This window comes from Paenalcaligenes niemegkensis, assembly GCF_022230885.1.
Taxonomy (GTDB): Bacteria; Pseudomonadota; Gammaproteobacteria; order Burkholderiales; family Burkholderiaceae_B; genus Paenalcaligenes; species Paenalcaligenes niemegkensis.
The window spans coordinates 91042-116443 of the sequence record NZ_JAKGCT010000005.1; the positions used below are offsets into that span (position 1 = coordinate 91042).

General features: G+C 52.9%; 21 protein-coding genes and 4 pseudogenes. 15 read left to right on the forward strand and 10 right to left on the reverse strand.

The window, feature by feature from the left end; translation table 11 throughout:
- The first annotated feature begins 353 nt into the window (after positions 1-353).
- A pseudogene (locus L1889_RS16040) lies at positions 354-1879 on the forward strand (aldehyde dehydrogenase family protein).
- Between the two features lie 165 nt (positions 1880-2044).
- Here L1889_RS16040 and L1889_RS16045 read toward each other — a convergent pair.
- Positions 2045-2878 carry a bifunctional allantoicase/(S)-ureidoglycine aminohydrolase gene (locus L1889_RS16045; RefSeq protein WP_238666041.1) on the reverse strand — a complete coding sequence of 278 codons (834 nt, stop codon included), beginning with the start codon at positions 2876-2878 and terminating at the stop codon, positions 2045-2047.
- 523 nt (positions 2879-3401) lie between these two features.
- Between L1889_RS16045 and L1889_RS16050 the strand changes: the two are divergent.
- From L1889_RS16050 to L1889_RS16070, 5 genes and pseudogenes are all read left to right on the forward strand, one after another.
- Positions 3402-4327: pseudogene (locus L1889_RS16050) on the forward strand (LysR family transcriptional regulator).
- Between the two features lie 11 nt (positions 4328-4338).
- Positions 4339-5091 carry a 5-oxoprolinase subunit PxpB gene (gene pxpB / locus L1889_RS16055; RefSeq protein WP_238666042.1) on the forward strand — a complete coding sequence of 251 codons (753 nt, stop codon included), beginning with the start codon at positions 4339-4341 and terminating at the stop codon, positions 5089-5091.
- Positions 5088-6035, forward strand: a complete 948-nt coding sequence (locus L1889_RS16060; protein WP_238666043.1) for a 5-oxoprolinase subunit C family protein — start codon at positions 5088-5090, stop codon at positions 6033-6035. The genes pxpB and L1889_RS16060 overlap by 4 nt, the downstream gene beginning before the upstream one ends.
- Before the next feature lie 183 nt (positions 6036-6218).
- Positions 6219-6647: a RidA family protein gene (locus tag L1889_RS16065; protein ID WP_238666044.1), complete on the forward strand. Its 429-nt coding sequence runs from the start codon at positions 6219-6221 to the stop codon at positions 6645-6647.
- Positions 6648-6723: 76 nt separating this feature from the next.
- Positions 6724-8074 (forward strand): annotated as a pseudogene (locus tag L1889_RS16070) (esterase-like activity of phytase family protein).
- 298 nt (positions 8075-8372) lie between these two features.
- Here the strand turns inward: L1889_RS16070 and L1889_RS16075 are convergent.
- The 4 genes and pseudogenes from L1889_RS16075 to argS all read right to left on the reverse strand — a co-directional run bounded on the left by L1889_RS16075 (position 8373) and on the right by argS (position 11575).
- Positions 8373-9008, reverse strand: coding sequence for a thiol:disulfide interchange protein DsbA/DsbL (locus tag L1889_RS16075; protein WP_238666045.1), 636 nt, complete (start codon positions 9006-9008; stop codon positions 8373-8375).
- A 162-nt stretch (positions 9009-9170) separates the two neighbouring features.
- On the reverse strand, positions 9171-9434 hold the full coding sequence (locus L1889_RS16080) for an SPOR domain-containing protein (RefSeq protein ID WP_238666046.1): 264 nt from the start codon (positions 9432-9434) through the stop codon (positions 9171-9173).
- The gene (locus tag L1889_RS16085; RefSeq protein ID WP_238666047.1) at positions 9431-9883 is read right to left on the reverse strand and encodes a hypothetical protein; all 453 of its coding nucleotides are present in this window, start codon (positions 9881-9883) and stop codon (positions 9431-9433) included. The genes L1889_RS16080 and L1889_RS16085 overlap by 4 nt, the downstream gene beginning before the upstream one ends.
- A 7-nt stretch (positions 9884-9890) precedes the next feature.
- Positions 9891-11575, reverse strand: a pseudogene (gene argS, locus L1889_RS16090) (arginine--tRNA ligase).
- Between the two features lie 225 nt (positions 11576-11800).
- On the opposite strand from argS, the gene L1889_RS16095 reads away from it, so the two are divergent.
- Positions 11801-12154: a DUF1840 domain-containing protein gene (locus L1889_RS16095; RefSeq protein WP_238666048.1), complete on the forward strand. Its 354-nt coding sequence runs from the start codon at positions 11801-11803 to the stop codon at positions 12152-12154.
- Positions 12155-12269: 115 nt separating this feature from the next.
- Here L1889_RS16095 and leuA read toward each other — a convergent pair whose 3' ends face one another.
- Positions 12270-13991 (reverse strand): 2-isopropylmalate synthase, encoded by a 1722-nt coding sequence (gene leuA, locus L1889_RS16100; RefSeq protein WP_238666049.1) that lies wholly within the window; start codon positions 13989-13991, stop codon positions 12270-12272.
- Between the two features lie 290 nt (positions 13992-14281).
- Entirely contained in the window at positions 14282-14875 is a 594-nt protein-coding gene (locus L1889_RS16105) for a hypothetical protein (RefSeq protein WP_238666050.1), read from the reverse strand.
- Between the two features lie 7 nt (positions 14876-14882).
- Here L1889_RS16105 and rpoN point away from each other — a divergent pair, with 7 nt between their 5' ends.
- The 3 genes from rpoN (at position 14883) to bfr (ending at position 17366) form a co-directional block, all read left to right on the forward strand.
- A complete protein-coding gene (gene rpoN / locus L1889_RS16110) occupies positions 14883-16259 on the forward strand; it encodes an RNA polymerase factor sigma-54 (protein ID WP_238666051.1) in 1377 nt (458 codons plus the stop codon).
- Between the two features lie 196 nt (positions 16260-16455).
- Entirely contained in the window at positions 16456-16728 is a 273-nt protein-coding gene (locus L1889_RS16115) for a (2Fe-2S)-binding protein (protein WP_238666052.1), read from the forward strand.
- Positions 16729-16892: 164 nt separating this feature from the next.
- Complete coding sequence (gene bfr / locus L1889_RS16120; RefSeq protein ID WP_238666053.1) at positions 16893-17366, forward strand: bacterioferritin; 474 nt, start codon at positions 16893-16895, stop codon at positions 17364-17366.
- A 164-nt stretch (positions 17367-17530) separates the two neighbouring features.
- Here bfr and L1889_RS16125 read toward each other — a convergent pair whose 3' ends face one another.
- The 3 genes from L1889_RS16125 to L1889_RS16135 all read right to left on the reverse strand — a co-directional run bounded on the left by L1889_RS16125 (position 17531) and on the right by L1889_RS16135 (position 21449).
- On the reverse strand, positions 17531-18160 hold the full coding sequence (locus tag L1889_RS16125) for a hypothetical protein (protein WP_238666054.1): 630 nt from the start codon (positions 18158-18160) through the stop codon (positions 17531-17533).
- Positions 18161-18327: 167 nt separating this feature from the next.
- Positions 18328-19944, reverse strand: coding sequence for a peptide chain release factor 3 (locus L1889_RS16130; protein WP_238666055.1), 1617 nt, complete (start codon positions 19942-19944; stop codon positions 18328-18330).
- A 119-nt stretch (positions 19945-20063) separates the two neighbouring features.
- Positions 20064-21449 carry a DEAD/DEAH box helicase gene (locus L1889_RS16135; RefSeq protein ID WP_238666056.1) on the reverse strand — a complete coding sequence of 462 codons (1386 nt, stop codon included), beginning with the start codon at positions 21447-21449 and terminating at the stop codon, positions 20064-20066.
- A gap of 377 nt (positions 21450-21826) precedes the next feature.
- On the opposite strand from L1889_RS16135, the gene L1889_RS16140 reads away from it, so the two are divergent.
- The 5 genes from L1889_RS16140 to L1889_RS16160 all read left to right on the forward strand — a co-directional run bounded on the left by L1889_RS16140 (position 21827) and on the right by L1889_RS16160 (position 25394).
- A complete protein-coding gene (locus L1889_RS16140) occupies positions 21827-22438 on the forward strand; it encodes a LemA family protein (protein ID WP_238666057.1) in 612 nt (203 codons plus the stop codon).
- Between the two features lie 23 nt (positions 22439-22461).
- Entirely contained in the window at positions 22462-22962 is a 501-nt protein-coding gene (locus L1889_RS16145; protein ID WP_238666058.1) for a TPM domain-containing protein, read from the forward strand.
- Between the two features lie 89 nt (positions 22963-23051).
- Positions 23052-23381: a hypothetical protein gene (locus L1889_RS16150; RefSeq protein WP_238666059.1), complete on the forward strand. Its 330-nt coding sequence runs from the start codon at positions 23052-23054 to the stop codon at positions 23379-23381.
- Positions 23382-23395: 14 nt separating this feature from the next.
- Positions 23396-23896, forward strand: coding sequence for a TPM domain-containing protein (locus L1889_RS16155; RefSeq protein ID WP_238666060.1), 501 nt, complete (start codon positions 23396-23398; stop codon positions 23894-23896).
- 88 nt (positions 23897-23984) lie between these two features.
- Positions 23985-25394: a DUF2868 domain-containing protein gene (locus L1889_RS16160; RefSeq protein WP_238666061.1), complete on the forward strand. Its 1410-nt coding sequence runs from the start codon at positions 23985-23987 to the stop codon at positions 25392-25394.
- Positions 25395-25402: the final 8 nt, after the last annotated feature.

Genomic DNA, 25402 nt, shown 5'->3' on the forward strand with positions numbered 1-25402 from the left:
ACGCGTTAGCTTAGTAAAAGGGCGACTGAAAAGTCGCCCTTTTTCATGTGCTTATGGATGTTAGAGACACTCCGCATGCCTGCGATCGTAGGGAAGCACGGTGCCTACGATAACGTTAGTGAATATGTCCGGAGCCTTCATATCAGCCTCTGACTGCAGCCGACGTCATCGTGCGCAACAAAGTTTGACCGCATGACCGAGATCACCATTTGATTCACGCCCAAGTATTCAAAAACAAAGGGTTAATTCATATATCCCTTCTTTTCGCCGCCTGTTAAATTATCAGAATCATTAAGTGCGTGCTGGCTTGTCTTTGATCAGCGATTCTAGGTGCCCCGTTCAGGAGTTTCATCATGAATTTGTCAGATTTGAAGCAGTTTGGTATTGATCTTGAGTTCCCGTTCAAGTCTAAGTACGAGAATTACATAGGCGGAAAGTGGGTACCTCCGGTGGGGGTAATTATTTTGAAAATATCTCGCCTATTACGGGTGAGGTGTTTTGCCAGGTGCCGCAATCTGGTGCGGACGACATCGATCTTGCCCTGGATGCCGCGCATGCAGTGCGTGAGTCGTGGGGCAAAACCTCGGTTGCCGAGCGTTCTGCGATTTTGCTGCGTATTGCCGATCGAATGGAGCAGAAGCAGCATTTGCTGGCGGTAGCCGAGTCTATTGACAACGGCAAGCCCTTGCGCGAGACCAGCGCGGCGGATATTCCTTTGGCTATTGATCACTTTCGTTATTTTGCAGGCTGCATTCGAGCCCAGGAAGGCGGGATTTCTGATATTGACAGTACAACAGTGGCTTATCATTTTCATGAGCCTGTTGGCGTTGTTGGCCAGATTATTCCCTGGAATTTCCCGATTTTAATGGCCGCCTGGAAGCTTGCTCCAGCCTTGGCAGCAGGCTGCCCTGTGGTCATGAAGCCAGCGGAACAAACGCCTGCGTCAATTTTGGTGCTAATGGAGACTATAGGTGACTTGTTGCCGGCCGGCGTGGTCAATATTGTGAATGGTTTTGGTAAAGAAGCGGGCAACGCCCTGGCGACCAGTAAGCGCATCGCAAAAATCGCTTTCACGGGCTCCACGCCCGTGGGCAAGATGATTTTACGCAACGCAGCCGATACGCTGATTCCCGCAACGGTCGAGCTGGGCGGCAAAAGCCCCAATATCTTTTTTGCAGACGTCATGTCTGCAGACGATGCCTTCTTTAATAAAGCATTGGAAGGCGCATCGATGTTCGCGCTGAACCAGGGCGAAGTCTGCACAGCCCCTTCACGTGTGCTGGTGCAGGAATCCATTTACGAGCAGTTTATCGAACGCGTCGTCGAGCGTGTCGAACGCATCAAGAAAGGCAACCCGCTTGACTCTCAGACCATGGTGGGAGCCCAGGTATCTCAGGTACAAATGGATAAAATCCTGGGTTATATCGATATTGGGCGCGAAGAGGGGGCGACTTGCCTGACAGGGGGTGAACGCAATCGCATGGGCGAGGGTCTGGATGATGGCTTTTATGTCAGTCCCACCATGCTTTTGGGTAAAAACTCGATGAAGGTGTTCCAGGAAGAGATTTTTGGTCCGGTTGCTGCTGTGACTACTTTTAAAGATGAGGACGAGGCCATCGCCATTGCCAACGACACCAGCTTTGGCCTGGGCGCTGGCGTATGGAGCCGGGATGGTTCACGCGCCTATCGAGTCGGACGGGGGCTTCAGGCGGGTCGCGTGTGGACAAACTGCTATCACCTTTATCCTGCCCATGCTGCATTTGGCGGTTATAAGCAGTCGGGCATTGGGCGCGAAACTCACAAGATGGCGTTGAGCAATTATCAGCAGACCAAATGCTTGCTGGTGAGTTATAGCGATGAGGCGCTGGGCTTTTTCTAGGGCTGGATGAATAAAAAGAAGGCTGTAGATGAGCGACTGTACAGCCTGGTTTGCCGTTAGCCATTCAGCTTCGTTAACCCTTTCAAGCTAAAGGCCTGAGTCCGGTGCGATACCGGACTCAGGCCTTTTATTTCTTAAGATATTGCTGCTGTAGCGTGATCGGGTTTACAGGCCAGATAGTCTCAGGCTTGGGTGGCGGTTAACGTCTTTGTATAGCAGGTAACGAAAGCGGCCAGGGCCACCAGCGTAGCAAGCTTGCGGGCAAAAGGCGCGCAGCCACATAAAGTCGCCGGCCTCGACTTCAACCCAATCTTGGTTCAGGCGGTAGACGGCTTTGCCTTCCAGTACGTACAGCCCGTGCTCCATGATGTGCGTCTCTGCAAAAGGAATGACGCCACCGGGTTCGAATGTAACGATATTGACGTGCATATCGTGGCTCATGTTGGACATGTCGACGAAACGCGTTGTCACCCAAGCACCATTTGTGCCAGGCATTGGGAAGGGCTCTACGTCTTTTTCGTTAGTAACGAAAGCCTCAGGCAGAGGCACACCCTCTACCGCTTGGTAGTGCTTACGAATCCAGTGGAAGTTGGCGATGTCGTCGCTGCGGTTATGCAATGTCCACTGGCTACCCGGAGGAATAAAGGCGTAACCACCTTCTTTCATGATGTGCTTGGTGCCTTCAAGGGTTAGCTCGACTTCACCGCCAACCACGAACAATACGCCTTCAGCGTTGGCATCGGGTTCAGGTTTATCGCTACCGCCGCCTGGACTGACTTCCATGATGTATTGTGCGAAGGTTTCGGCAAAACCTGACAAGGGGCGAGCGAGCACCCAAAGGCGTGTTTTTTCCCAGAATGGCAGCCAACTGGTCACGATGTCTTGCATAACGCCCTTGGGCAAAATGGCATAGGCTTCGGTAAACATGGCCCGGTCAGTGAGCAGTTGAGTTTGCGGCGGATGGCCACCAGCAGGCGCGTAATAGGTTTTTTCGGACATAGATAAGTCTCTGTAATAGTTTTCGTTGTTATGGCTGTCGCGCCGTTTTGTGATTCTGACGACTTCGAGGCGAAGCATTACTCGCAACCCAAAGGGCGGCATCTGCTTGGGTCAAAGGCGCGACTGATGCGGTGCGGCCGGGTTGAACTTAACGGCGCATTCCGCGACAGAGGGGACAACGTTGAGCCCCTGTGTCTTTAATTCTATAAAGCATGGACATGCCGCGCTTTGACCACCTTTCGGGACGACAAGCCAATAGTGCACGGCGTGGATATAAACACGATATCTATATCACTCTATATCTACAAGTTAAATGTATTAATAGGGCCTATCCATTTTTTGAATAACCATGACGGTACTGTTGACCGTGAGGCCGCATCAGAGAAGCTCCTGCACTTTTTGTGATTTTATAAAGAGCAAGGCTATTTTTGCGGTATAACTAAAGACATGCTTTAGGCGCAATTTTATGGCTGGCAGCTTACTATTAACACGAGCTTTATGTATTTGTGTTTTGAATGTGCTTATGTCTATTATCGAAAAATCGAATCAACCCCTTTTTGATCTCGACCTATTAAAAGCCTTGCTGGTGGTGACCGACTGTGCAAGCTTCACCACGGCAGCGACGCGCTTGCATTCGACGCAGTCCACCGTCAGCCAGAAGGTGCGCCGCCTTGAAGACATGGCGGGGCATAAGTTACTTGATCGTGGCACCCGTGGCGTACTTCCTACCGATGCGGGGCTGGTCGTACTGGGCTATGCGCGCCAGATGCTCGCTGTTAATGATCAGTTGCACGAGGCGTTGTCCGGGGTGGCGGTAACAATTGCTGTTCGGCTTGGTGTGCCTGAAGATTTTTCCAGTGGTGCCACCATGCGCAGGCTTGCTGCATTTAATCGGCAGCATCCTCAAGTCAAGCTCGAGGTAACGAGCGGCTTAAGCACGGATCTGATTTCCAGCTACGATCACGGCGAGCTGGACCTTATTCTTATTAAGCAACGCCACCAGGCCCGCGAGGCTATCGCACGTATTCCGGAAAAGACCGCGTGGGTAGATAGCGCGAAGCATCCCTCTTTTCATCTTGATCCCATTCCGCTGGTGACTTTTCCACGGCGGGGGTCTATCGCGATGAAATTATCAACGCGGTGGAATCCATGGGGCGCAAGTGGCGCATTGCCTTCACCAGTTCGAGCTTAAGTGGAATACAGGCGGCAGTTGCCGACGGCATGGGCATTAGCTTGCTGCCGCGCCGCGCGGTCACCGCTGATCACTTCGTCTTGGGTGCAGCGCAGGGCCTGCCGGCAATTGATGTGTTTGAGCTGGCCGTGTGCCATCGTCCAACCGCCGATCCCATGGTCAGGGCCCTGGGGGTGATGCTGATGGATATGCTTAGCAACGAGTGGATGCCTGATGAGAATACTGCCTGGAACCCAATATCCAATCCAAGGCCCTGAAGGAATAGTTTATGAGCGTACGCAAACCAGTATGGACAATTCATGCTGCTGGTGACCGGTCTTTAGTCGTCGTCTTCCATGATGATGATCCGGCAGAAGCTAATCGGCATGCTAGCCTGCTTGCCCGTGATCTGCAGCGAGACATGCCTGCGGGTGTGCACGCTATTGTGCCGGGCATGGTGAGCGTGGCCTTGCACTATGCTCCCGAGCGGGTGCTGGAAGCGGCAGAGGCTGCAACTGACAACGCATGGGTGTCACCTTATAAGCTGCTTGTTGAGCAGTTAGAGCTGCGTATTGTACAGCCGCGTCATGCCCAGGCTGTACGGCCCCGGGAAGTCGTGATTCCCGTCTGTTACGGGGGCGAGTACGGTCCTGATTTGGAAGAAGTAGCCGAACGATGTCAGATGAGTCCTGAAGAAGTGATTCGTCTGCACACGCAGTACCCGGTGTCCGTATTTATGCTCGGTTTTTCGCCCGGGCATTCCTATATTGGTCGATTTAGTGAGAGTCTTAGCGTTGGACGCCGCAGTTCGCCGCGTACTTCTGTGGCTCCGGGCTCTATTGGGCTGGCCAATCGCCAAAGTGTTATTTATTCTATGCCTCTTCCCGCAGGCTGGCATCTTATTGGCCGTACGCCCCTTACGCTGTTTGATGCAAAGCGGTCAGCTCCTTCGTTATTACTGGCCGGAGATCAGGTGCGTTTTGTAACAATCGAGGCTGAGGAGTTTTTGCAAATTGCCAGCGAGCAAGGAGACCGTGCATGAGTATTGATGTCATTAAGCCAGGGCTGCTTTCTACATTTCAGGATCTGGGCCGCAGAAGTTTTCAGCATTTAGGTGTGCCATTGAATGGCGTGATGGACGAAAGAGCGCATCGAATAGCAAATTGGCTGGTCGGCAATGATGCTAACGAAGCCACTCTGGAAATCACCTTGCTCGGACCCACATTACGCTTTAACACTCCGGCCGTGATGGTGGTGTGTGGCGCCGACTTGTCGCCGTCTATTAATGGCGAGGCCATAGCGCTTAATAAGGTCATTACCATTGCAGCGGGAAGCACCCTGGCCTTTGGCGCACGGCGCGCCGGACTGCGGGCCTACTTGGCCGTTCAGGGCGGGTTCGCCATTGAGCCCGTTATGGGAAGTGCCAGCACCTATGTGCGTGCCGGCTATGGTGGGCTAGATGGAGGGCCACTGAAGAAAGGTTCGCAGATTCATCTAAAACCCGCACCGGTTGGAGCGTTGACACGAGCCTTAACCGGCATGCCCATGTTTGGTTTAGGTGTGGTGCAGGGTGTGAATGCGTCTGTACGTATTGTGGCTGGCCGTGAATACGATAGTTTTGCTCCGGAAAGCATTCAGGCGCTTGGAACAGAAAGCTATCAAATTTCCCCTCAGTCTGATCGCATGGGCTATCGCCTGAAAGGGCCAGTCCTTGAACGTACTCAGCAGCCAGAACTGCTATCCGAGGCTGTGACGGCAGGAACCATACAGGTTCCCCCTGATGGATTACCGATCGTGTTGATGGCTGATTCGCAAACGACGGGCGGCTACCCTCGTATCGCGAATGTTGCCTGGGTAGACTTACCACGGCTGGCACAGCGCGCACCCGGAGAGTTTCTTAGATTTGAATGGGTAGAGCTTGATCAGGCGCAGCGTCTGGCCGTTGAGCAGGCAACTATCTTTAGAAACATGGAGTCAGCGCAATAAAAGTGTTGATTACGTGCTTTTCAGAGTGGGTATACTGATTTTTCAGGTAGATGCGGCGGTCACACCAGGAAATGAGTTTGGCCCGCACTCCGGCAATAGTATTCGTTTTAACTTCTCACAGGATCACAATGCGGCAGTGCACGCCGTCGAGCGTTGCGTGCTGATGATTCAAAGGTATAGAAAATGAGTTCGCAGAACCCGCCCATTCCACAAGGCAATTACGCACCCGCTACCCGACGTGGTGCACAGGTTTTTACCGCTGGCATGACACCTCGCCGCGATGGCCAGCTGATTCGCACCGGTGGCGTGCAAAGCGGCGACGACCTGAATGATTACAAAGAAGCTGCCCAACTGGCCGTGGCTAACGCCCTGAATGCTGCACGGGCTACCTTGACCACGAACGAGCGCATCGCACAGATTTTAAGCATGACAGTCTATGTGGCCAGTAGCGATGAGGCCTTTGATAAGCACTCGAAGATCGCCGACTTTGCCTCTGACTACCTCTTTGCCGAATTAGGTCAGGAAGGAATCAGCTCCCGTGCTGCGATAGGTGTTTTTACCCTTCCCGGTAAAGCCCCACTCGAAATATCACTTATCGCTGCAATCGAGTAGCGTATACGCTATTTCATTATCCCGTCATCAATGGTCCCTAGACTAGCTGCTTCTCGTAGTTGTTTAAGGATAAAACATGAAGCTTTTTCGTTTGACAGTGTTGGCAGCAGTATTAGGTTCAGCGTCGATGACGGTAGCAGCGCAGCAGGAGCTTCCTGCTGTGCTTGAAGCGCACGCCGTGCTGCCTGCGCAAAGCGTTATTCAGGTTCCTGATAATGCACCGAACGATTTGAAAATTTCCGGTAAGTACACCACGAGGCAGCGAGTCGAGGCCCTGGGCACCGTCATGGGCAAGTCGGCAGATCGCGAAACCGGAATTTCTTTACCCATCAAAGGCCAGCCATTGCAGGGGCACTCCGGGATAAAGGTCATGGATGATGGCAGTGTCTGGATTCTTACCGACAACGGCTTTGGCAACAAAGCCAACTCCATGGATTCCATGCTGTATTTGAATCAGTATGAAATTGATTGGAAGTCAGGTGAGTTCAAGCCTATGGCGACCATTTTCTTAAGCGACCCAGATAAAAAAGTACCATTTCGCATTGTTCATGAAGAGTCGGCAGAGCGCTACCTGACGGGTTCCGATCTGGACACCGAAAGCTTTCAGCCCATCGGCGAAAATTTTTGGATAGGTGATGAGTTCGGCCCTTATTTAATTAAGGTCGATAAAAGCGGCAAGGTGCTGGCCTTTTTTGAAACTGAAGTAGATGGCAAAAAATTCATTCGCCTGATCACTATGCTGTGACATCGCCTGGGGCTCCTGGCGCTACCTACACGAACGTTAACTTGAGGCGTTCACAGGGCTATGAGGGCATGGCAGCATCCAAGGATGGCAAGTTCTTATACCCAATGCTTGAAGGCCCGCTATGGGATGAAGACGGCAGCGAGATGGAACAGGTTGATGGTAAAGGGGGTTGCGCGTTCTGGAGTTCAGCGTAGCGGATGAAAAATGGACAGGCCGTTCCTGGTTTTACCCGCTAGAAAATAAAGGCAATGCCATTGGTGACTTCAACATGATTGACGAGACCACCGCCTTGGTTATCGAGCGGGACAATGGCGAAGGTACGCCCGACAAGGTTTGCAAGGACGGAGCCGACACGACGACGTGTTTCTCAAACCTGCCAAAGTTCAAGCGTGTCTATAAAGTGGAGTTCTCAGCTGATACAGTCGCTAAGCCAATGCGCAAGATCGCTTATATTGATTTACTGAATATTCAGGATCCCAATAAGGTTGCACGCAAACCGTTAACAGATGGCGTTCTGCAGTTTCCGTTCCTGACCATCGAAAATGTCGATATTATTGATGAGGAGCGTATCGTGGTTGGAAACGATAATAACTTCCCATTTTCCAGCAGCCGCGAACCTAAGCAGCAGGATGACAATGAGCTTGTACTGTTAAACGCCAAGCAGTTGCTTCAAGCCAAGTAGTTTATAAGCCCGTCTCTCTACCCCTGTTGCCTTTCCAGTAGCTCTGGGCAATTGGGGGAGCAACCACCTGTGCTAGAGGGCCGTCGCTTCCAGAGGAGCCGGCGAGTAGGTGTGCGCCGCAGGCTGACGAAGGGAAGTCGGGTAAAGGCGGACGCTGTTTGAGCGCAGCGAGTTCGTCCGCCGCCGACTGGACGAGGCAGATGCGGAAACAAGCACACCGTGCCGGCTCCTCTGGAAGCGACGGCCCGCCTTAAGAACTCGTTATAGTCCGCTCTTAAGAACCCGTTACAGTCAGCCTTTAATCAAGCTGTTTTACCAGCGCATCGGCTTGCTGCACCATTTCGGCAAGACCATTGGTCATGGATGGTGACGTTACATACTTGCCGCCAACCGCCATCATAGGGGTAGCGTCAATGCGATAGGCCTTGGCAAGGTCATTGGCCTTGGCAATCTTGGTATTTACACCGAAGGAGCTAAAGGTAGCGTCGAATTCGTCTTTGGAAATACCTTGATCTACAGCCCACTTGGCCAACGCTTTGGCGTCAAACAGTGACTTACGCTCTTTGTGCAGCGCATCGAACAGTTTTGGATGCAGATCCAGCCTGTCCAGGGCTTCGAGCGTGTAGTACATGCGCTGTAAGTCGCCCATGCCGGCATTAAATGCAACAGGCACACGGTTAAAGGCAATATTGTCGGGCAAGGTCTCAGACCAGCTTTCTACAATAGGGTCGGCCGCTGCACAATGGGGGCAGCTATAGGCAAAGAATTCAAGAACTTCGGTTTTGTTGGCTGTGTCAGAGGGCATGGTGGTGCTCAATGTGACATAGCCTTGGTTTGAAGCCGAATTGGCCGTCATGCCAAGGGGGCTTAGCAGGGCGCTAAACGCAATAGCGGTACCAGCGGCCAGTTTTAAAATACGGTTTTTATTGTTCATCGAAAATTTCCTTAATAGCGACAACAGCTATGACTGCGTTTCGTTTACGAAGTTCAGTATCTGACATTGCCGAACGTTCTAAGATCCAGCTTTGTATCAGCAATGTTTGTTTATCAGCCTGCGTAGCTTGCGACTGACTGTCTGGGGACAAATTATTTTGACTTAAGGCTGAGCCACCACCGAAGTTTCAATTTTTTCATCGCCCAAGCTGACCCGGGCACGGTTCATTTCGTCTATACCGTTGAAAGGCCCTACACGTACCCGATTGATGGCGCTGCCATTAAGTTGAGCCACCTGTACGTCTGCCTGCAGACCCATCATCAAGATGCGTGCCTTGACGGCTTCGGCATCATTGGATGAGCGGAATGCACCCGCTTGTAAAAAGTAGGTATTGCGTTTGGGCGCCGTTGTCTTGGCTGGCGTCAATGCGGCAACAGTGGGCGCATTGGTTGTGGTGGAATTGTTGGCGGGGGCGTGGCTGTGGGATTAGCTGCTCCAGGCGCCGGGTTAGTGCCTCTGGGCAGGGTCGCGATCAAGTCGCCCAAGGCATCAGGTGCCTTTGGAGCAGAAGCTGCCGGCGGGCGCGAGCCGGGCGTAGTCAGGCCGGACAGAGGATCGTTACCATTAAAGACGGGTGCGTCGGTATGGCCCGGATACAGCGCCAGGTTTGGGTCGGGAGCGTCACGGACATCGGGCAACAAGATTGAGGCCGGGTCTCGGCTGGCACGATCCGCGAAAGGCATGGGCGCTTTTGTTATATAAAGCGCCACCGCCACCGCAGCGGCAAGCCCCAGGACGAGCCCGATGATGATCCCAAACAGTGTACTGCCGCTGCGTGCGGGTTTTGAGCGAGAGGTTTTGCGTCGGGTGGCCATAAAGAAATTACATTTTTGTAGGTGCTGAAACGCCCAGCACATTTAAGCCATTGGCAATGACTTGCGCGCAGGACGTCGCTAGCGCAAGACGAGCCAGTTTCAAGGCTTGATCGTCGATATTGACGCGCTCGGCGTTATACCAGGAGTGAAAGTCGGCAGCACAATCGCGCAGCCAGAAAGCCACTTGATGGGGGCGAGATCGATAGTGGCCTGGCTAAGCATGGCAGGGTACTCGGCTAGACGCTGCAGCAACGATAACTCGGTAGGCGCGCTAAGCAGGCTTAGGTCTGCAGCACTAATGGCTTCGGCGGTTGAGCCTGACTGGCTCACCATCGAGTGAATGCGGGCATGCGCGTACTGAATGTAATACACCGGGTTTTCTTCGCTGTGAGATAGGGCCAGATCGATGTCGAAAGTGAACTCTGAGTCGGCGCGGCGTTGGGCCAGAAAGAAACGTACGGCGTCTTGTCCTACCCATTCGACGAGCTCGCGTAGCGTCACATAACTACCCGCCCGTTTGGATATTTTGACTTCTGCACCATTGCGCATGACTTTAACCATGCTGTGCAGCACATAGGCTGGAAAGGTTTTGGGAATACCCATGTTTAGCCCTTGCAAGCCGGCGCGGACGCGAGCAATAGTGCCGTGATGGTCAGTGCCCTGAATATTGATGGCGTGATGAAACCCACGTTCCCATTTGGCTACGTGATAGGCGACATCGGGCACAAAATAGGTATAGCCGCCTTCCCGCTTGCGCATGACGCGATCTTTGTCGTCGCCGGTACCTAATTCAGTGGTGCGCAACCATAATGCGCCGTCGTCTTCATAGGTATGGCCAGCGGCGGTTAAGGCTGCTACGGTTTTTTCGACACGGCCAGAACTGTAGAGTGAGCTTTCAAGGTAGTAATTATCAAATTTCAGACCAAAAGCCTGCAAGTCTAGGTCTTGCTCCCGACGTAAATAAGCCACGGCGAAGTGACGAATATCGTCGAGGTTGTCGATGTCGCCGGTAGCGTCCACACGTTCAACATCAGCAGCTTCTACGCTACTTTTGGCTGTGAACTCGCGAGCAATATCAACGATGTAATCGCCTTTGTAGCCATCAGCGGGGAATTGCTCAGAGTCGGGATCAATACCCCTGGCACGCGCTTGAACGCTGATGGCCAGGTTATCAATTTGATTGCCTGCGTCGTTGTAGTAGAACTCGCGGGTGACGCTATGGCCCTGACTGCTGAAGAGGCGGCAAATCGCATCGCCCAAGGCCGCTTGCCGGGCATGACCTACATGCAAGGGGCCGGTAGGGTTAGCCGATACAAATTCGACCATAACCTTATCGTCGCGGGCTGGCTGCAGACCATAGTTTGAGCCCTGCTCGCGTATGGCGTTTAGCACGGCCTGATGTACAGCATGCGTCAGGCGGAAATTAATAAAGCCCGGGCCTGCGATTTCGGCCGAGGCAATAAGCGCTGCGGAAGCGGCATCGGCAAGCACGTGATCAAGCACCTGTTGTGCGAGCTCGCGCGGGTTGCGTTTGGCGGGACGAGCCAGTTGCATCGCCACATTGGACGCAATGTCACCATGAGCAGCGACCTTTGGGCGCTCGAGGGTGATCGTGGGAGACGCATCTGGAACCAGTGCGCTGACAGCGCTTTGAAGTAGCGCGATGAGCTGTTGTTGTTGCTCTGCAAGCATAGAAAATTCTGTAGTTAGGTGTAGCGGCCCCTAGTGGGCGCCAACAAGTTGCGTAGTCAGGACCAAAGCGACTAAGGCTTACATAATAGCGTGATTTGGGCTTGAATTCTTCTCTGGCTGGTAACGTTTGAGTAGTGGCGCAGAACGTGGGGTGTCTTTATGACTAACGCTTTTGCTTTATGATCGCTATCATAGGTCTGTGATACACCAATAAAGGAAGCCATTATGCTACTTGTGTTTAATTCCAAAGCCGCTGCTAAAGTCATGATGTTCTCTGCACATGCCTTGCCTATTTTACAGGCTGCGGGCCGGCCTTACACCGACGAGCTTCCGCCCCGCGGCGTTATTCCCCATGATCAGTTGGCTACAGCCATTCGACGTATCGAAAAGGTGATGTCTATGGATAATGAGCCCGAGCATTCCGAAGACACTCCCGAACACGACGATGAGCCTCCTGTGCCTGCCATGAAGCAGCCCGTCAGTTTTCGTCAGCGCGCGTATCCATTGCTCGATTTGATGCGCAAATCGGCCAACGCAGAGGCTGACGTGGTCTGGGAGCCCGCCGACACTGCTTGGTAAGTAATCCGTCTATGCGACTGCCTGTCTATAAGGTAGAAGCTAAAAAGCGCCTGTTTGTATACAGGCGCTTTTTTTATATCTCTGCAGGATCACCGCAGATGATGTTTGGGCAGACTTATACGCTTATGGCATTGGTGTCTGTTAAGTCGCTAACCGTATCTGCCCGCTTTGCTAATTCATAACGGTTTACTGCACTAAGAATCGCTTTGAATGAGGATGTCAGGATATCTTGGTGTATACCTACGCCAAAACCGTTAATACCGTCGTCAATACGTGCTTCTACATAGGTAGCTGCTTTGGTATCAGTGCCGCTGCCTATGGCATGCTCGGTGTAGTCCATTACTTTAATAGGCAGGTCTATGGCATTGATAAATGCGGCTAAGGCGCCTTCGCCATGACCGTGCAGGCGACGCTCTTCGCCGTCCACTTTTACCAGGATTTCGATGTCAAAGCGCTGGCCGCCCGTTTCTGATTTGGGCTGGCTGCTGACCGTATGCGTGATCAGTTTCCAGGGGCCTTTAGTATCCAGGTATTCGCGAGTGAAAATGCTGTGTACAGAGTCGGGCGTGACTTCTTTGCCGGTTTCTTCGGTAACCCGCTGAATTGCACGGCTGAACTCAATTTGTAAACGGCGCGGCAAGGCCAGGCCGTGTTCCTGTTCAAGCAGATACGACACCCCGCCCTTGCCAGACTGACTGTTGACACGAATCACTGCATCGTAGTTACGGCCCAGGTCGGCGGGGTCAATGGGCAGGTAAGGTACTTCCCAGGGCGCATCGGCTTGTTGCACAGCAAAGCCTTTTTTGATGGCATCCTGGTGCGAACCTGAAAATGCGGTAAAGACTAGGTCGCCTGCATACGGATGACGGGGGTGCACGGGCAGCTGATTGCACTCTTCGGCGCAGCGGCGAACTTCGTCAATGTCCGAAAAGTCCAGGCCCGGATGTACTCCCTGGGTGTACAGGTTCAGGGCTAACGTTACCAGGCAAACGTTGCCGGTACGCTCGCCGCTGCCAAATAGACAGCCTTCGATGCGGTCTGCGCCTGCCATTACACCGAACTCAGCTGCGGCAACGGCAGTACCACGATCATTATGGGGATGCAGGCTTAACACGATGCTGTCCCGACGCTTCAAGTTACGATGCATCCACTCGATCTGGTCGGCGTAAAGGTTGGGCGAGGTCGCTTCAATCGTGGCGGGCAAATTCAATACGACAGGATCAGCAGGGCTGGGATCCCAGGCTTCGACCACGGCGTTACACACTTCGAGGGCAAACTCAGGCTCGGTGGTGCTGAAGACTTCTGGCGAGTACTCGTAGCGCCACGTGGTTTCAGGATGGGTCTTCACGGCTTCCCTGATCAAACGCGTACCGGTGACAGCGATATTCTTGATCTCGTCTTTGCTCATGTTAAAGACGATTTTTCGAAAAGCGGGAGCGCAGGCATTGTAGAGGTGAATCATGGCGGTTTTGGCACCGGCCATGGCCTCTACCGTACGTTCGATCAAATCTGGACGCGACTGCGTCAAGCCGATAATGGTAACGTCGTCTGGAATTCGGTTTTCGTCGATTAGCTTTCGTACAAAGTCGTAGTCGGTTTGCGAGGCGGAAGGGAAACCGACTTCGATTTCTTTAAAACCTATTTTTACAAGCAACTCGAAAAAGCGGAGTTTACGCGGCACACTCATGGGTTCGATCAGCGACTGATTACCATCGCGTAGATCGGTAGACATCCAGATGGGCGCTTTTTCGATACGCTTGGAAGGCCATGTGCGTTCGGCAAAGTCGCGTTCAAACGGAGAGAACGAAATGTATTTTTTTGAAGGGTTGGAGATCATTGTTGCACCTGTCGGGCGAAAAGGCTAAGTAACTTTTCACCGCCACCAGAACCACTAACTACTTGAATAACCGGTGACGGTGTTCAAATGAGGTGGCTGGTATGGCTGCCGAGCTGCCACTAGACTCTAGGCCCGGCAACCGGGCGCTAGTAGTAGTGGCAGGAGTGCTGTTTGTGCTGACGAAAATAAACCGTTGAGGTTAAGCGACGCGCCCCATAGCCCGTAGCAGGCCGAATGGCTGCTGAACGAAGTGCTAAGAAGAAGGCTGTGCGAATTTTCCATTATGATAGTCAAACATGGAATTCGACAGATTGCAAGTTGTTTTCATCGGTTTCAGTACGCTTACGTCCGGCATCGACCAGTGCCGCATGCTGTTCTGCCAGACTTATCTTTGAAAATCGGCCCGAACGCAGCTCATTGGCTGCTCGTTGCAAATCGCCGACAGTAATCGGGTGGCGTCGATCATGCCATGCCCAGTTGATGACTTCGCAGGCAGAGGCGGAGAGGTTTTTGATGAGTTCTGCAAACACGGTTTCATCAACCGAACGACGTTGCCATAGAACATGGGTGTAGAGGGTAAAACGGTACAGAAAATAGGCAATAATAAAGGTACAGATTACAACCAGTGTCCACCAGAAAAACGGGTTGTATTGCTGTATTAACGCAATGGTGTCCAGCCCTAAGGCACTGAGACCGCTGTAATCGATACCACGCCCGAAGGCGATTAAGCGATTAAGCAAGTCCCACCAGATCAAGGCCACCACCACAATCACGCTGGCACTAAGTATTTTTTGCGTGGCGGTGAGTTTAATGATGGTGCTGCGTAATACGGTGCTATCTTGGGCTTTGGGTAAAGGCCTACGTTCAGTAATCGGATTATTCATTGTATTTATGCAAACTAGTCAGTCGTTGGAGTTACGTCAGCAGCAGCAATTAGCGCTGACACCGCAATTGCAACAGTCGATACGGCTATTGCAATTATCGACGCTGGAGTTAGAGCAAGAAGTCGCGCAAGCTTTGCTGGATAACCCGTTGCTAGAGCGTATAGATAGTGAGCAGTATGGCACCGAATCTGCTGATCAGGCACCTGCAAACCTGGCCTCTGAAAGTTCGGCGTTGGGTTTTACCAACTCTGCACCCGACGACGACAACGATTGGTTTCCAGAAGCGTCTGAGTCTCCGAGTTTAGCGCGTTACCTGAAAGAACAATTAATCATGAGCCGCTTTCAGCCCTACGAACGTGTGTTGCTTGAGCTTTTGATCGACGAGTTAGACGATAACGGTTATCTGCAGTGTGAGCTTAGCGACTTTTTGGCCTATTTGCCTGAAGAAGCGGGGCTGGATCTGGACGATATAAAGTCAGCCTATCAGCATTTGCTGCAGCTGGAGCCTGCCGGGGTTGGGGCAAGTTCGCTGGAACATTGCCTGCGTTTGCAGTTGGATCGAGAGCGGCATCGTCTGAGCCCGTCGCTGGCTCGTAATGCGCAAGCGACTATTGCCAGGCACTTGCCTCTTTTGGCTACAGGCAGTGTGCAGCGCCTGGCCGATGCTCTGGGTGTGTCATTTGTTCAGGCACAAGAGGTCTATGGTTTGTTGCTCCGTTTTAATCCCCGTCCCGGAGCGCCGTGGGCAGACAATGTTGCCGACTATGTAGTGCCTGATGTTTTTCTCAAACGAGTAGGCAATCAGTGGATAGCAAGTGTGAATTCACGCATTGTGCCCAAACTGAAGCTGGTCCAGCTGGATGGCTGGACTTCGCAAACCCATCCCGAGCTGGCACAGCAGCATCAGGCCGCTCAGGCATTGATCCGAAGCCTGCACAACAGGCATATAACGATCGTACGCGTGGCTCAGGCCATAGTGGATCATCAGCGCAGCTATTTTGAATATGGGCCGGCGGCCATGCGTCCTTTACTGCTTCGTGATATTGCCGAGCCGCTGGCCTTGCATGAGTCCACTGTCTCGCGAGCCACACGCCAGAAGTATATGCAGACACCGATGGGCATGATTGAGTTGCGCTCGTTATTTGGTGAAGGCCTGCCCAACGAAGACGGAAGCTCCATTGCGCCTAGCGCGGTGCAGGCGCGCATTGGTGAGCTTATTGCTCAGGAGCCTTCGCTCAAGCCCTTGTCAGACAATGCTTTGGCTACGCTATTGGCCAAAGACGGAATCACGGTCGCACGGCGTACGGTTGCCAAGTATCGTGATCTGCTTGGCATTGAGGCAGCCTCGCAGCGTAAGGCTCGTGCTTTGGCGGTGAGACGCTAAAGCCTCTCTGCTGTTAAATGGCTGCGCTCCCACTTGATGTTAGCCAGAGCAATCCGGATTTTAAGTGTCTGATCAGATACACTAAATGTATAAAAACCACGTTCTTTGGATTTCCAGGGTTATTCCTAATAAAGAAGGTCAGATTTTACGGTTTAGGGCGTTGCAATTTTCCTGAGTGCGGATGATAATAGTTCTCATGTATATTTGCATATGTAACGCCATTACCGAGCGTCAAGTTAAAGAGGCCGTCTCTAACGGGGCTACCAGCATCTCCGATCTGCAAGGTCAGCTGGGGGTAGCGTCGTGTTGTGGGGCGTGTGCCGATACGGCTATTGAATATTTACCTGGTGGCCAATATGCGGGTCAAAGTTCGATGTTTGCCACTCAAGTTACCCGTACAGCCGAAACGGCTGCCAATGATACCGATGCGAGTCCAGTCCGCATGCCTTCTTACGCTTCACTAGCGTAATACTCCTGAATCACCGCAAGCCGCGTGTTTTGATAGCGGTGCAGCGGTCGATACCCCTTGTGTGGGTAAAATTAGCCTGTCTCGCCGTAGGCCTAGTCATCTATTTTCGTGTCTGGGCTGCTATAGTGTCGATTGCATAGAGCGATGACCATCAGGAGGCGCGTATGAAAGGCGACACACAAGTTATTTATCATCTGAACCAACAGCTTAAAAACGAACTTACTGCCATTAACCAGTATTTTTTACATGCGCGCATGTTGAATCACTGGGGCTTCGATAAGCTGGGTAAGCATGAATACGATGAGTCCATCGGCGAAATGAAGCACGCCGACATGCTTATCGAACGTATTTTTATGCTTGATGGCCTGCCTAATCTTCAAGATTTGCACAAGCTGCGCATTGGTGAAAACGTACCCGAGCTACTGGCCTGTGATCTTAGTCTTGAAAAAGGCGCGAAAATTACCGTTAAAGAAGGTATTGCCCACTGTGAGTCGGTAGGCGATTACGTTTCGCGAGATTTATTGCTTAAGATTTTGATCGATACTGAAGAGCATATCGATTGGCTTGAGACACAAATTGAACTGGTCGAGAAAGTCGGTATTCACAACTATTTACAATCTCAGATGTCTGAGCAGTAATTGTTGCTTAAGTACAGCTAAAAAGCTTCTTGGTTTATTGCATAACAGCAATACCAAGAAGCTTTTTTATTTCTGCCAGACACATTGCGTATACCTTTTTCAGGTCAAAGCATCCGCTTCAGTCATAGCAAGCGCGTTGCACCGCTAAAGGCCGCCGCAGCGTGTCAGAACGATTTGCTTGGGCATCCTGCTACTTTTCCCCAGGCGTTATTCGGGCCGCAATATTTATTGCGTACATCCCAAGAGCAGCTAGGGCGATCAAAGAAGCCACGTTGCGAGCAGGCGTGTAGCTCGCGCTGCATATCACCACGCCAATTGGGATCGGTAGCGCTGGCTACCTCTTGGGCTGGCGGTGGGGGAGGCGCTGATATATCGACAGGCTGAACTTCATTGGCACCCCCGGAGAGGCCCAGATTACCTACGCTGGCAATACCCTGTAAACCGCCGCTGGACTGCGCTGCAACAGCCTGCGCTTCGGCCATGGTGATGCGCGTAGTAGCCAGCGCTATAGGTGGATTGTCTTTGTCGGCAGCTTGGTTATCGATTTGCCAGGCTATGGCATCGTAGGGCTCAGGTACACCCAGTCGGCCATTGACTAAAGGCTGCGGGGGTTCGGCAGTGAAGGGTTTTCCATCGGCATCAAGGGTGGGCATCATTACAGGCTCGATAATTTCCGTCATGATGGGGTCCCGTAGAGGGCCATGCTCGATAAGCCAGTTACCCATGGTAATTCCGCCCCATATCGAGGCTCCGATCGCCAGCAACAGTACAGCAAGAATTAAACGCCAGGACATAATTGATAAGGGTCCGTGATAAAAAAGGTCATCATCTGGCTCTGTGTAGCAAGAGCTTGTTTAGACGACTGTGCACATTGTAGCGAAAACTGTAGGCGGGCTTGTGACAGAATCCGACTGGTGCAATGGGGTTGCTGGCTTTGGAAAGTTCGCAACGCCCGTAGAGTTCAGACGCCTTCGCCAAACACATGACCGCTATGCTCACGCATGGCGTGAAACTCGATGCCGGGATTCAGGTCTTGGGCCACACGAAGTTGTGCAGGCGAGCTTGCCAGAAACGCTACAGCATCAACAACATCATAGGCAATGTTAGCGGCGTTGGTGTCGATGAATTTCTTCATTACCTTATCGTCGCTTGCCGTTACCCAGCGCGCCAGATTGTAGCGTGAGGGTGACAAGCGGGCTTCGACGTTATATTCAGTTTTTAGCCGATGTGCGACCACTTCGAACTGCAACTGACCTACAGCGCCCAATAACAAAGTTCCGCTGGCAAGATAAGGACGGAATACCTGGATAGCGCCTTCTTCGCCTAGCTGAGTGAGACCAACCCGCAATTGCTTGGTTCGTAAAGGGTCTTTGACCTCGACCGCCTGAAATAGTTCTGGGGCGAAAAAGGGCAGGCCAGTGAACTGCAGGCTTTCACCTTCAGTGAGCACATCGCCCAGCTGCAGCACGCCATGGTTGGGAATACCAATGATGTCCCCTGCATAGGCTTCGTCTAACAGTTCGCGACGTTGTGACAGAAAAGAGACCACGTTGTTAGGGCGGATTTCACGATTGGTGCGTGCCACTTTCAGACGCATACCGCGTTGAAAATGACCAGAGCTGACGCGTAAAAATGCCACACGATCGCGGTGAGCAGGGTCCATGTTGGCCTGAACTTTAAAAACCATTCCGCTGAACTTGTCCTCTTCCGGACGAACTACGCGTTGCAAGGCCTCGCGTGGGCCAGGCGCCGGAGCCAGGTCTACCAGGGCGTCCAATACTTCCTGCACACCAAAATTATTAATGGCAGAGCCGAAGAAAACAGGTGTTTGCTGACCGGACAAGAAGGCGTCGTGATCAAAATCAGGCACAGCCTCTTGTATAAGCTGGACTTCATCGCGTGCCTTGCGAAAGTTATCGCCAAAGCGTGCTTCAGCTTCAGGATTGTCCAGGCCTGGTAGCATTTCGTCGTCGGCGCTGCGATGGTCTTTGCCCGAAGTAAAGACGTGAAGGTGGTCTTTCTGGATGTTGAACACCCCTCCAAAGGAGCGTCCCATACCCACTGGCCACGAAAAAGGAATGGCTTCCATGCCCAGGTGCTCTTCAATCTCGGTGATCAGGTCCAGTGGTTCTTGAACCTCTCGATCCAGCTTGTTCACAAAGGTGATGATCGGCGTGTTGCGTGCGCGACAGACCTGTAGCAGACGAATGGTTTGAGGCTCAACACCGTTGGCCGCATCAATAACCATCAGCGCTGCATCAACGGCAGTCAGTACCCGGTAGGTATCTTCAGAGAAATCCTGGTGACCCGGGGTGTCGAGCAAATTGATCACGCAATCCCGGTATTCCATTTGCATTACCGACGATGCGACCGAAATGCCGCGCTGCTTTTCGATTTCCATCCAGTCGGACGATGCGTGACGTTCTGCCTTGCGCGACTTAACGCTGCCCGCGATTTGAATGGCCCCTGCGAACAAGAGCAGCTTTTCAGTTAGCGTGGTTTTCCCAGCATCAGGGTGGGAAATAATAGCAAAAGTTCTACGTTTTTTGACTTCTTTGCTTAAGTCGCCGGCGGACATGGGTTTTCCTTTACGGAGCAAGCGGATGTTCTACGGGTAACGTCCAATGAAATAGGTGGCACACCCAGGCATGTATAGCCTCGGTGTGCTAGTTTAGCTTTTGCTGCGAGCGTGTATGCCTAGCCTTGGGTAGTGGCTACGGCAGAGGTCGAACCACTGCTGCGCGTACGCTGCGGTTGTGGACGGCGGCCTCGGGCATCGGCAGTACGCGCACGGCCTCCTGCGGGCTGAGCGCCGCGGCCTGCGTTGTCACGACCGCCAGGGCGGCGATTGGCTTGACCGTTACGTGCGCCTTCGCCATGACGTGGCGCGTTTCGACGACGTGGTTCGTCGCTTTCGCTTTGTGCGCTACGTGCCGGTGGTTCAAAATCAGCGATCTCAATGTGATCGATATCGCGGTTGATCAGGCGTTCGATGGCCTTGAGCAATTTGATTTCACTACGATCAACCAGTGAGAGGGCCAGGCCTTCGCTACCGGCACGGCCTGTACGGCCAATGCGGTGTACGTAATCTTCTGGCACCTGAGGCAGTTCGAAGTTAATGACGTAAGGCAACTGGTCAATATCGATGCCTCGGGCAGCAATATCGGTGGCAACCAAGACGACAACCTTGCCGGTTTTGAAGCCGTCCAAGGCACGCGTACGTGCAGACTGGCTCTTGTTGCCATGTAAGGCAGCAGCGTTCAGGCCGTCTTTGCTGAGTTTTTCGGCAAGACGGTTAGCACCATGTTTAGTACGGCAAAACACCAGCACCTGATGCCATCCGCTTTGACGAATAATGTGGCTGATCAAATCACGTTTATGCGCTTGCTCGGTAACCACAACTTGCTGAGTGATGAGTTCAGAGGCGGTGTTGCGAGGTGTGACCGAGATTTCGATAGGGCTGCGCAGCGTGTTGCGCGCCAGCTCACGGATTTCAGGCGAAAACGTAGCAGAAAACAAAAGGTTCTGACGCTCGGAAGGCATGAGGCTCAGGATGCGACGAATATCGCGGATAAAACCCATGTCGAGCATGCGGTCGGCTTCGTCCAGCACCACGATTTCTACCTGGCTTAAATCAATGGTTTTTTGACGGCAGTGATCCAGCAGGCGGCCGGGTGTCGCCACGATAATATCGATGGGGCGTTGCAGGGCGCGAATTTGGGGGTTGATATTGACGCCACCAAACAGCACGAGCGAGCGAATATCGGTGTTGCGGCTATAGAGGCGTACTGATTCCTCGACCTGCGCTGCGAGTTCGCGCGTGGGAGTCATAATCAGGGCACGTGGGGTGCCAGCTTTGCGCTGCTTGGCCGGCTGGCCCAGCAAACGATGCAAGATGGGCAGCGTGAAACCTGCGGTTTTACCTGTTCCTGTTTGTGCAGCAGCTAAAAGGTCACCGCCTTTCATGACTTGCGGGATAGCTTGCGCTTGAATAGCAGTAGGGTGTGTGTAGCCAGCATCGGTGACGGCGTGCAGAATAGCATCTGCCAAACCGAGGGAGGCAAAAGTAATTTCAGAGTTCAAAAGATTTTCCAGCGACGAGCCTATTGCAAGTTAAAGCAATACCAATCTAGGCTGACGATTAGAATGGTTGAAGGCGAATATGCCTACGCAGGAAAGATTGACCTGCAGAAATAACGCGACGATTGGTAGGTTGCGCAATCCGAATATTATAGCGTGTTTCTCCTATGCTCTGCAGATTATCTGCGAAAGCGTCCCTGAGCCGGCGCTTAGACACGTATTCGAATTAGAATCGACAGCAGCAGTGTGGAGACAGGCGGTGCGTTTTCCACTCGCTACGGTGTTCAGAAAGCATCAGGACTACAAGCAATGTTAAGTTGTTCTTGTTGTTATGGATGCAAGCGGATACCCTTTTTATTCGATTTTTTCGTGAGTAAAGTATGAAAAATTATCTTCGACTATTGATGGTGTCCGCCGTAGCGTTGCTGTTAAGTGGCTGCGGTTATAACACCATCCAAAGCCTGGACGAGCAAGTAAAAGCCGCCTGGTCGCAAACTCTGAATCAATACGAGCGCCGTGCCGAGCTTGTACCCAAGCTGGTTAACTCGGTGAATGCGTACATGGTTAATGAGCGTACGGTACTTACTGAAGTGACCGAAGCCCGGGCGAGGGTGGGTAGCATTAACGTTAATGTCGAAGACCTGGACAACCCAGAGCTCATGGGGCGTTTCCAAGAGGCACAGAATCAGCTCTCGTCATCGCTGTCTCGTCTGTTGGCCGTTTCGGAGAACTACCCTCAGCTTAAAAGCGATGGTTTGTTTCGCGATTTGATGACGCAGCTTGAAGGCACCGAAAACCGTATCGCAACCGAGCGGGGTCGGTATGTCGATGCCATTCAGGCCTATAACCTCTATATTCGTCAGTTTCCAACCCTGATTACCGCGAAGGTATTTGGCTATAAGCTCAAAGAACCCTACGGCGTCTCGCGTGAAGACGAATTGCGTCGTGATCCTGAAGTGAAGTTTGATATTCCTTCACCCGTCGCTGATTAAGCCATTTCCCAGGGGAGTCCTTCATGACCATTATGTCGATGGTACAGCGTGTACGATGGCGGCAATACGCGGCTGCAGGCTTGTGTGCGCTCGTCACACTGCTATTCATGTCCTCGGCATGGGCCCAGGCAGAGCCTATTCCCCCGCTGACAGACTGGGTGACCGATACGACGGCCACGTTCACTACACAACAGAAACAGGCTCTGAGCACCCAGCTGCAGTCGTTGGAAGAAGAGAAAGGGTCGCAGATTTTCGTTTTGATTGTGCCAACGACGGGTGAGGATACGATTGAGTCTTATGCTCGCCGCGCCTATGACGCATGGCAGGTGGGCAGGGAGTCCGTCGATGATGGCATTCTCCTCGTGGTTGCGAAAGCCGATAGGCGCCTACGTATTGAGGTCGGCTATGGTCTGGAAGGAGCCGTCACTGATTTGCAAAGTGGTCGCATCATCCGTGAGCAAATTACCCCCGGTTTCGTGAAGACGATTATGTTGGAGGCATACAGGCGGGCGTCAACTCCCTGATCAGCCTGGTCAAGGGTGAAGAGCTGCCGCCGCCTCCGGTACAAAGTGCAGGACAGCAGGGGGCTTATGATGACGAAGGGCCTGGCATTATGCTGCTACCTTTAGCCATGATGGCGTTCCTCATGCCTTCGTGGTTCGCTGCTTTTGCTATCGGAGTCTTTGTATTCCTCATGTTTTGGAGTCTGCCTTTCGCGTTGCTGGCAGCGGTAGTTGCCTTCGTTCTCTCTAAAATTGGCCGCGCCTTTGGCGCAGGTGGCCGCTCCAGTTCAGGACGTGCATCCAGACGAGGTGCCGTTATTGGCGGTCTCGGAGGGGGAATGGGTGGATTTGGCGGTGGAGGCGGTGGCTTTGGAGGCGGCGGCTTCGGTGGAGGCGGTGGCGGCAGTAGCGGCGGCGGTGGCGCCTCGGGCAGTTGGTAAGGAGACAATCAATCATGCAAAGCACATTCAGAAACGTCACTGGGCTGGCCCAAATGCAGGGTCAGTGGCTACGCAGGCGGCACTTCAACGCCGAGGTCCTGGCACATGTGGCTGAACGCATCCGCACCAGTGAGGTGGGACACACTGGAGAGCTCGTGTTGGCTATCGAAGCCATCATGCCCAGTCACGAAAGTGACAGTCACCAGCGTGCCCTTGAAGTTTACGGCCGACTGCGCGTGTGGGATACGCCCCAGAACAGTGGGGTGTTATTGTATTTGGCGCTGGACCAGCGCCGTATTGAAATTGTTGCGGATCGTGCGATCACGGCTACTCCCGAGCAATGGAGCAGGGTCTGCGTAACCTTGCAGCAGGCATTTGTGCGTAAAGAGTATGTTGAGGGCCTGATGGCGGCGGTTGATGATATTGAAGTTATTCTAAAAGCCCATGCGCCTGCATCAGAAGAAGGCGCAGCGTCCGATGTTGACTACTTGCCCAACGAACCCGTCTTTTTGTAAGTATAAGCAGCAGGCGTAGTGGCTGGCATGGGTTTTGCCCCGCCAGCACCTGGCGTGATTTATCGTCGTTAAATTATTAGTGTTTATTATGCCTAAAACTGTAGTTCCGCCATCGGATCCGGTTGGTTTTAAGGACTACTGTCTGGCCGAGTCCCTGCGTGTCAAAGAAGCCACCTGGGGACCCATTGAAGATGCCGCCGAAACGCGTCGCAGTATTGCGGGCGGCGGCGGTTTCGCACAACGTTTGGTGCAGCGGGCCCGGTTGATTGCGCAGCGTGAAGGCCTGACGGTCTATTACGACCGCATGCAGCAGGCGGCCGCGGCGGGCCTGCCGCTTTTGATGTTACTGGCTTGCATTACCGGAGCTAGCGCCGCCTACGGTGTGCTCGGGGGGAACGGAAGTATCAATGTGCTGACGACGGTATCGGCGCTCTTAGCCTTGAATGTGCTCAGCCTGCTGGTGTGGTGCCTTAGCCTGTGGTGGCCAGGCAGGACGGACGCCGGAGGTAGCAGCGCATTGGGCCGTCTTTGGTTATGGCTGACTAAGCGATTTGTACGCGGCCCTGAAGCCGGTTTAATTCTTGGAGCGGGGGTGTCGGTGTTAAATCGGCAGGGCCTGACGCGCTGGGTGTTTGGAGCTGTGAGTCATCTACTGTGGTTCTGTGCCACTCTGGCCGCCTTGCTCGCGTTGCTTTGGGCTTTCTCGGCACGCCGTTATGGCTTTAGCTGGGAAACCACTCTGCTTGCGCCTCAGCATTTCGTGAGCCTGGTCCATGGTTTGGGTTCAATCCCTGGCTTGCTTGGTTTTGGCCTGCCAGATTCCGAACTTATTCTGCGTAGCGACGGCCTTCAGCAGCTCTCCGCCGAGGATCAGCGATTGTGGTCAGGCTGGGTATTAGGGTGCATCGTTACCTATGGCTTGTTACCTCGTCTGCTGGCCTTAGTGTTGTGTGGCGCACGCTTGGTACTGGGCTTGCATCGCATGCATATCGATGCAAGCATGCTCGGCTTCGCCGAACATCGTGATCGCTTAATGCCTAACACCGAGCCGGTAGGTATTGATGCTGCCGCGCCAGCTGATCGGGTCGAGACTATACAGCCTGCTGTGATTCTGCCTGATTTGAATGCACCCACTTTAGTCGTGGGGGTTGAGCTGGCTCGTAACACGTCTTGGCCTCCGCCTGTGCTGCCCGCAGCGTGGGACGTCGTCGGTGTGGTGGATTCACGCGCCCAACGTCAGCAGCTATTGCAGCGCTTGCAGCTAAAGCAGGCCGCTCACCTGGTATTGGTGTGTGATGCGCAGCAGACCCCGGACCGAGGAGTCATCGCATGGCTTAGCGAGTTGCGAGCTTATGGTGAGCATTGCAGCGTGGTGTTGATTACGGCTCCCAATACGGATAATGGCGAACGCCTGCAGGCGTGGTTCTATCGTCTGGAATCAGCGGGGTTCGAGTCCGAACAGATTTTCACGAATTTTGACGCGTTGCTACTACGTTAAGGTCTAAG

Excerpts from the sequence above, each read along its gene's own strand:
- L1889_RS16045 (WP_238666041.1), bottom strand. The coding sequence starts at position 2,878 with ATGTCCGAAAAAACCTATTACGCGCCTGCTGGTGGCCATCCGCCGCAA.
- pxpB (WP_238666042.1), top strand. The coding sequence starts at position 4,339 with ATGAGCGTACGCAAACCAGTATGGACAATTCATGCTGCTGGTGACCGG.
- L1889_RS16060 (WP_238666043.1), top strand. The coding sequence starts at position 5,088 with ATGAGTATTGATGTCATTAAGCCAGGGCTGCTTTCTACATTTCAGGAT.
- L1889_RS16065 (WP_238666044.1), top strand. The coding sequence starts at position 6,219 with ATGAGTTCGCAGAACCCGCCCATTCCACAAGGCAATTACGCACCCGCT.
- L1889_RS16075 (WP_238666045.1), bottom strand. The coding sequence starts at position 9,008 with ATGAACAATAAAAACCGTATTTTAAAACTGGCCGCTGGTACCGCTATT.
- L1889_RS16085 (WP_238666047.1), bottom strand. The coding sequence starts at position 9,883 with ATGGCCACCCGACGCAAAACCTCTCGCTCAAAACCCGCACGCAGCGGC.
- L1889_RS16095 (WP_238666048.1), top strand. The coding sequence starts at position 11,801 with ATGCTACTTGTGTTTAATTCCAAAGCCGCTGCTAAAGTCATGATGTTC.
- leuA (WP_238666049.1), bottom strand. The coding sequence starts at position 13,991 with ATGATCTCCAACCCTTCAAAAAAATACATTTCGTTCTCTCCGTTTGAA.
- L1889_RS16105 (WP_238666050.1), bottom strand. The coding sequence starts at position 14,875 with ATGAATAATCCGATTACTGAACGTAGGCCTTTACCCAAAGCCCAAGAT.
- rpoN (WP_238666051.1), top strand. The coding sequence starts at position 14,883 with ATGCAAACTAGTCAGTCGTTGGAGTTACGTCAGCAGCAGCAATTAGCG.
- L1889_RS16115 (WP_238666052.1), top strand. The coding sequence starts at position 16,456 with ATGTATATTTGCATATGTAACGCCATTACCGAGCGTCAAGTTAAAGAG.
- bfr (WP_238666053.1), top strand. The coding sequence starts at position 16,893 with ATGAAAGGCGACACACAAGTTATTTATCATCTGAACCAACAGCTTAAA.
- L1889_RS16125 (WP_238666054.1), bottom strand. The coding sequence starts at position 18,160 with ATGTCCTGGCGTTTAATTCTTGCTGTACTGTTGCTGGCGATCGGAGCC.
- L1889_RS16130 (WP_238666055.1), bottom strand. The coding sequence starts at position 19,944 with ATGTCCGCCGGCGACTTAAGCAAAGAAGTCAAAAAACGTAGAACTTTT.
- L1889_RS16140 (WP_238666057.1), top strand. The coding sequence starts at position 21,827 with ATGAAAAATTATCTTCGACTATTGATGGTGTCCGCCGTAGCGTTGCTG.
- L1889_RS16145 (WP_238666058.1), top strand. The coding sequence starts at position 22,462 with ATGACCATTATGTCGATGGTACAGCGTGTACGATGGCGGCAATACGCG.
- L1889_RS16150 (WP_238666059.1), top strand. The coding sequence starts at position 23,052 with ATGCTGCTACCTTTAGCCATGATGGCGTTCCTCATGCCTTCGTGGTTC.
- L1889_RS16155 (WP_238666060.1), top strand. The coding sequence starts at position 23,396 with ATGCAAAGCACATTCAGAAACGTCACTGGGCTGGCCCAAATGCAGGGT.
- L1889_RS16160 (WP_238666061.1), top strand. The coding sequence starts at position 23,985 with ATGCCTAAAACTGTAGTTCCGCCATCGGATCCGGTTGGTTTTAAGGAC.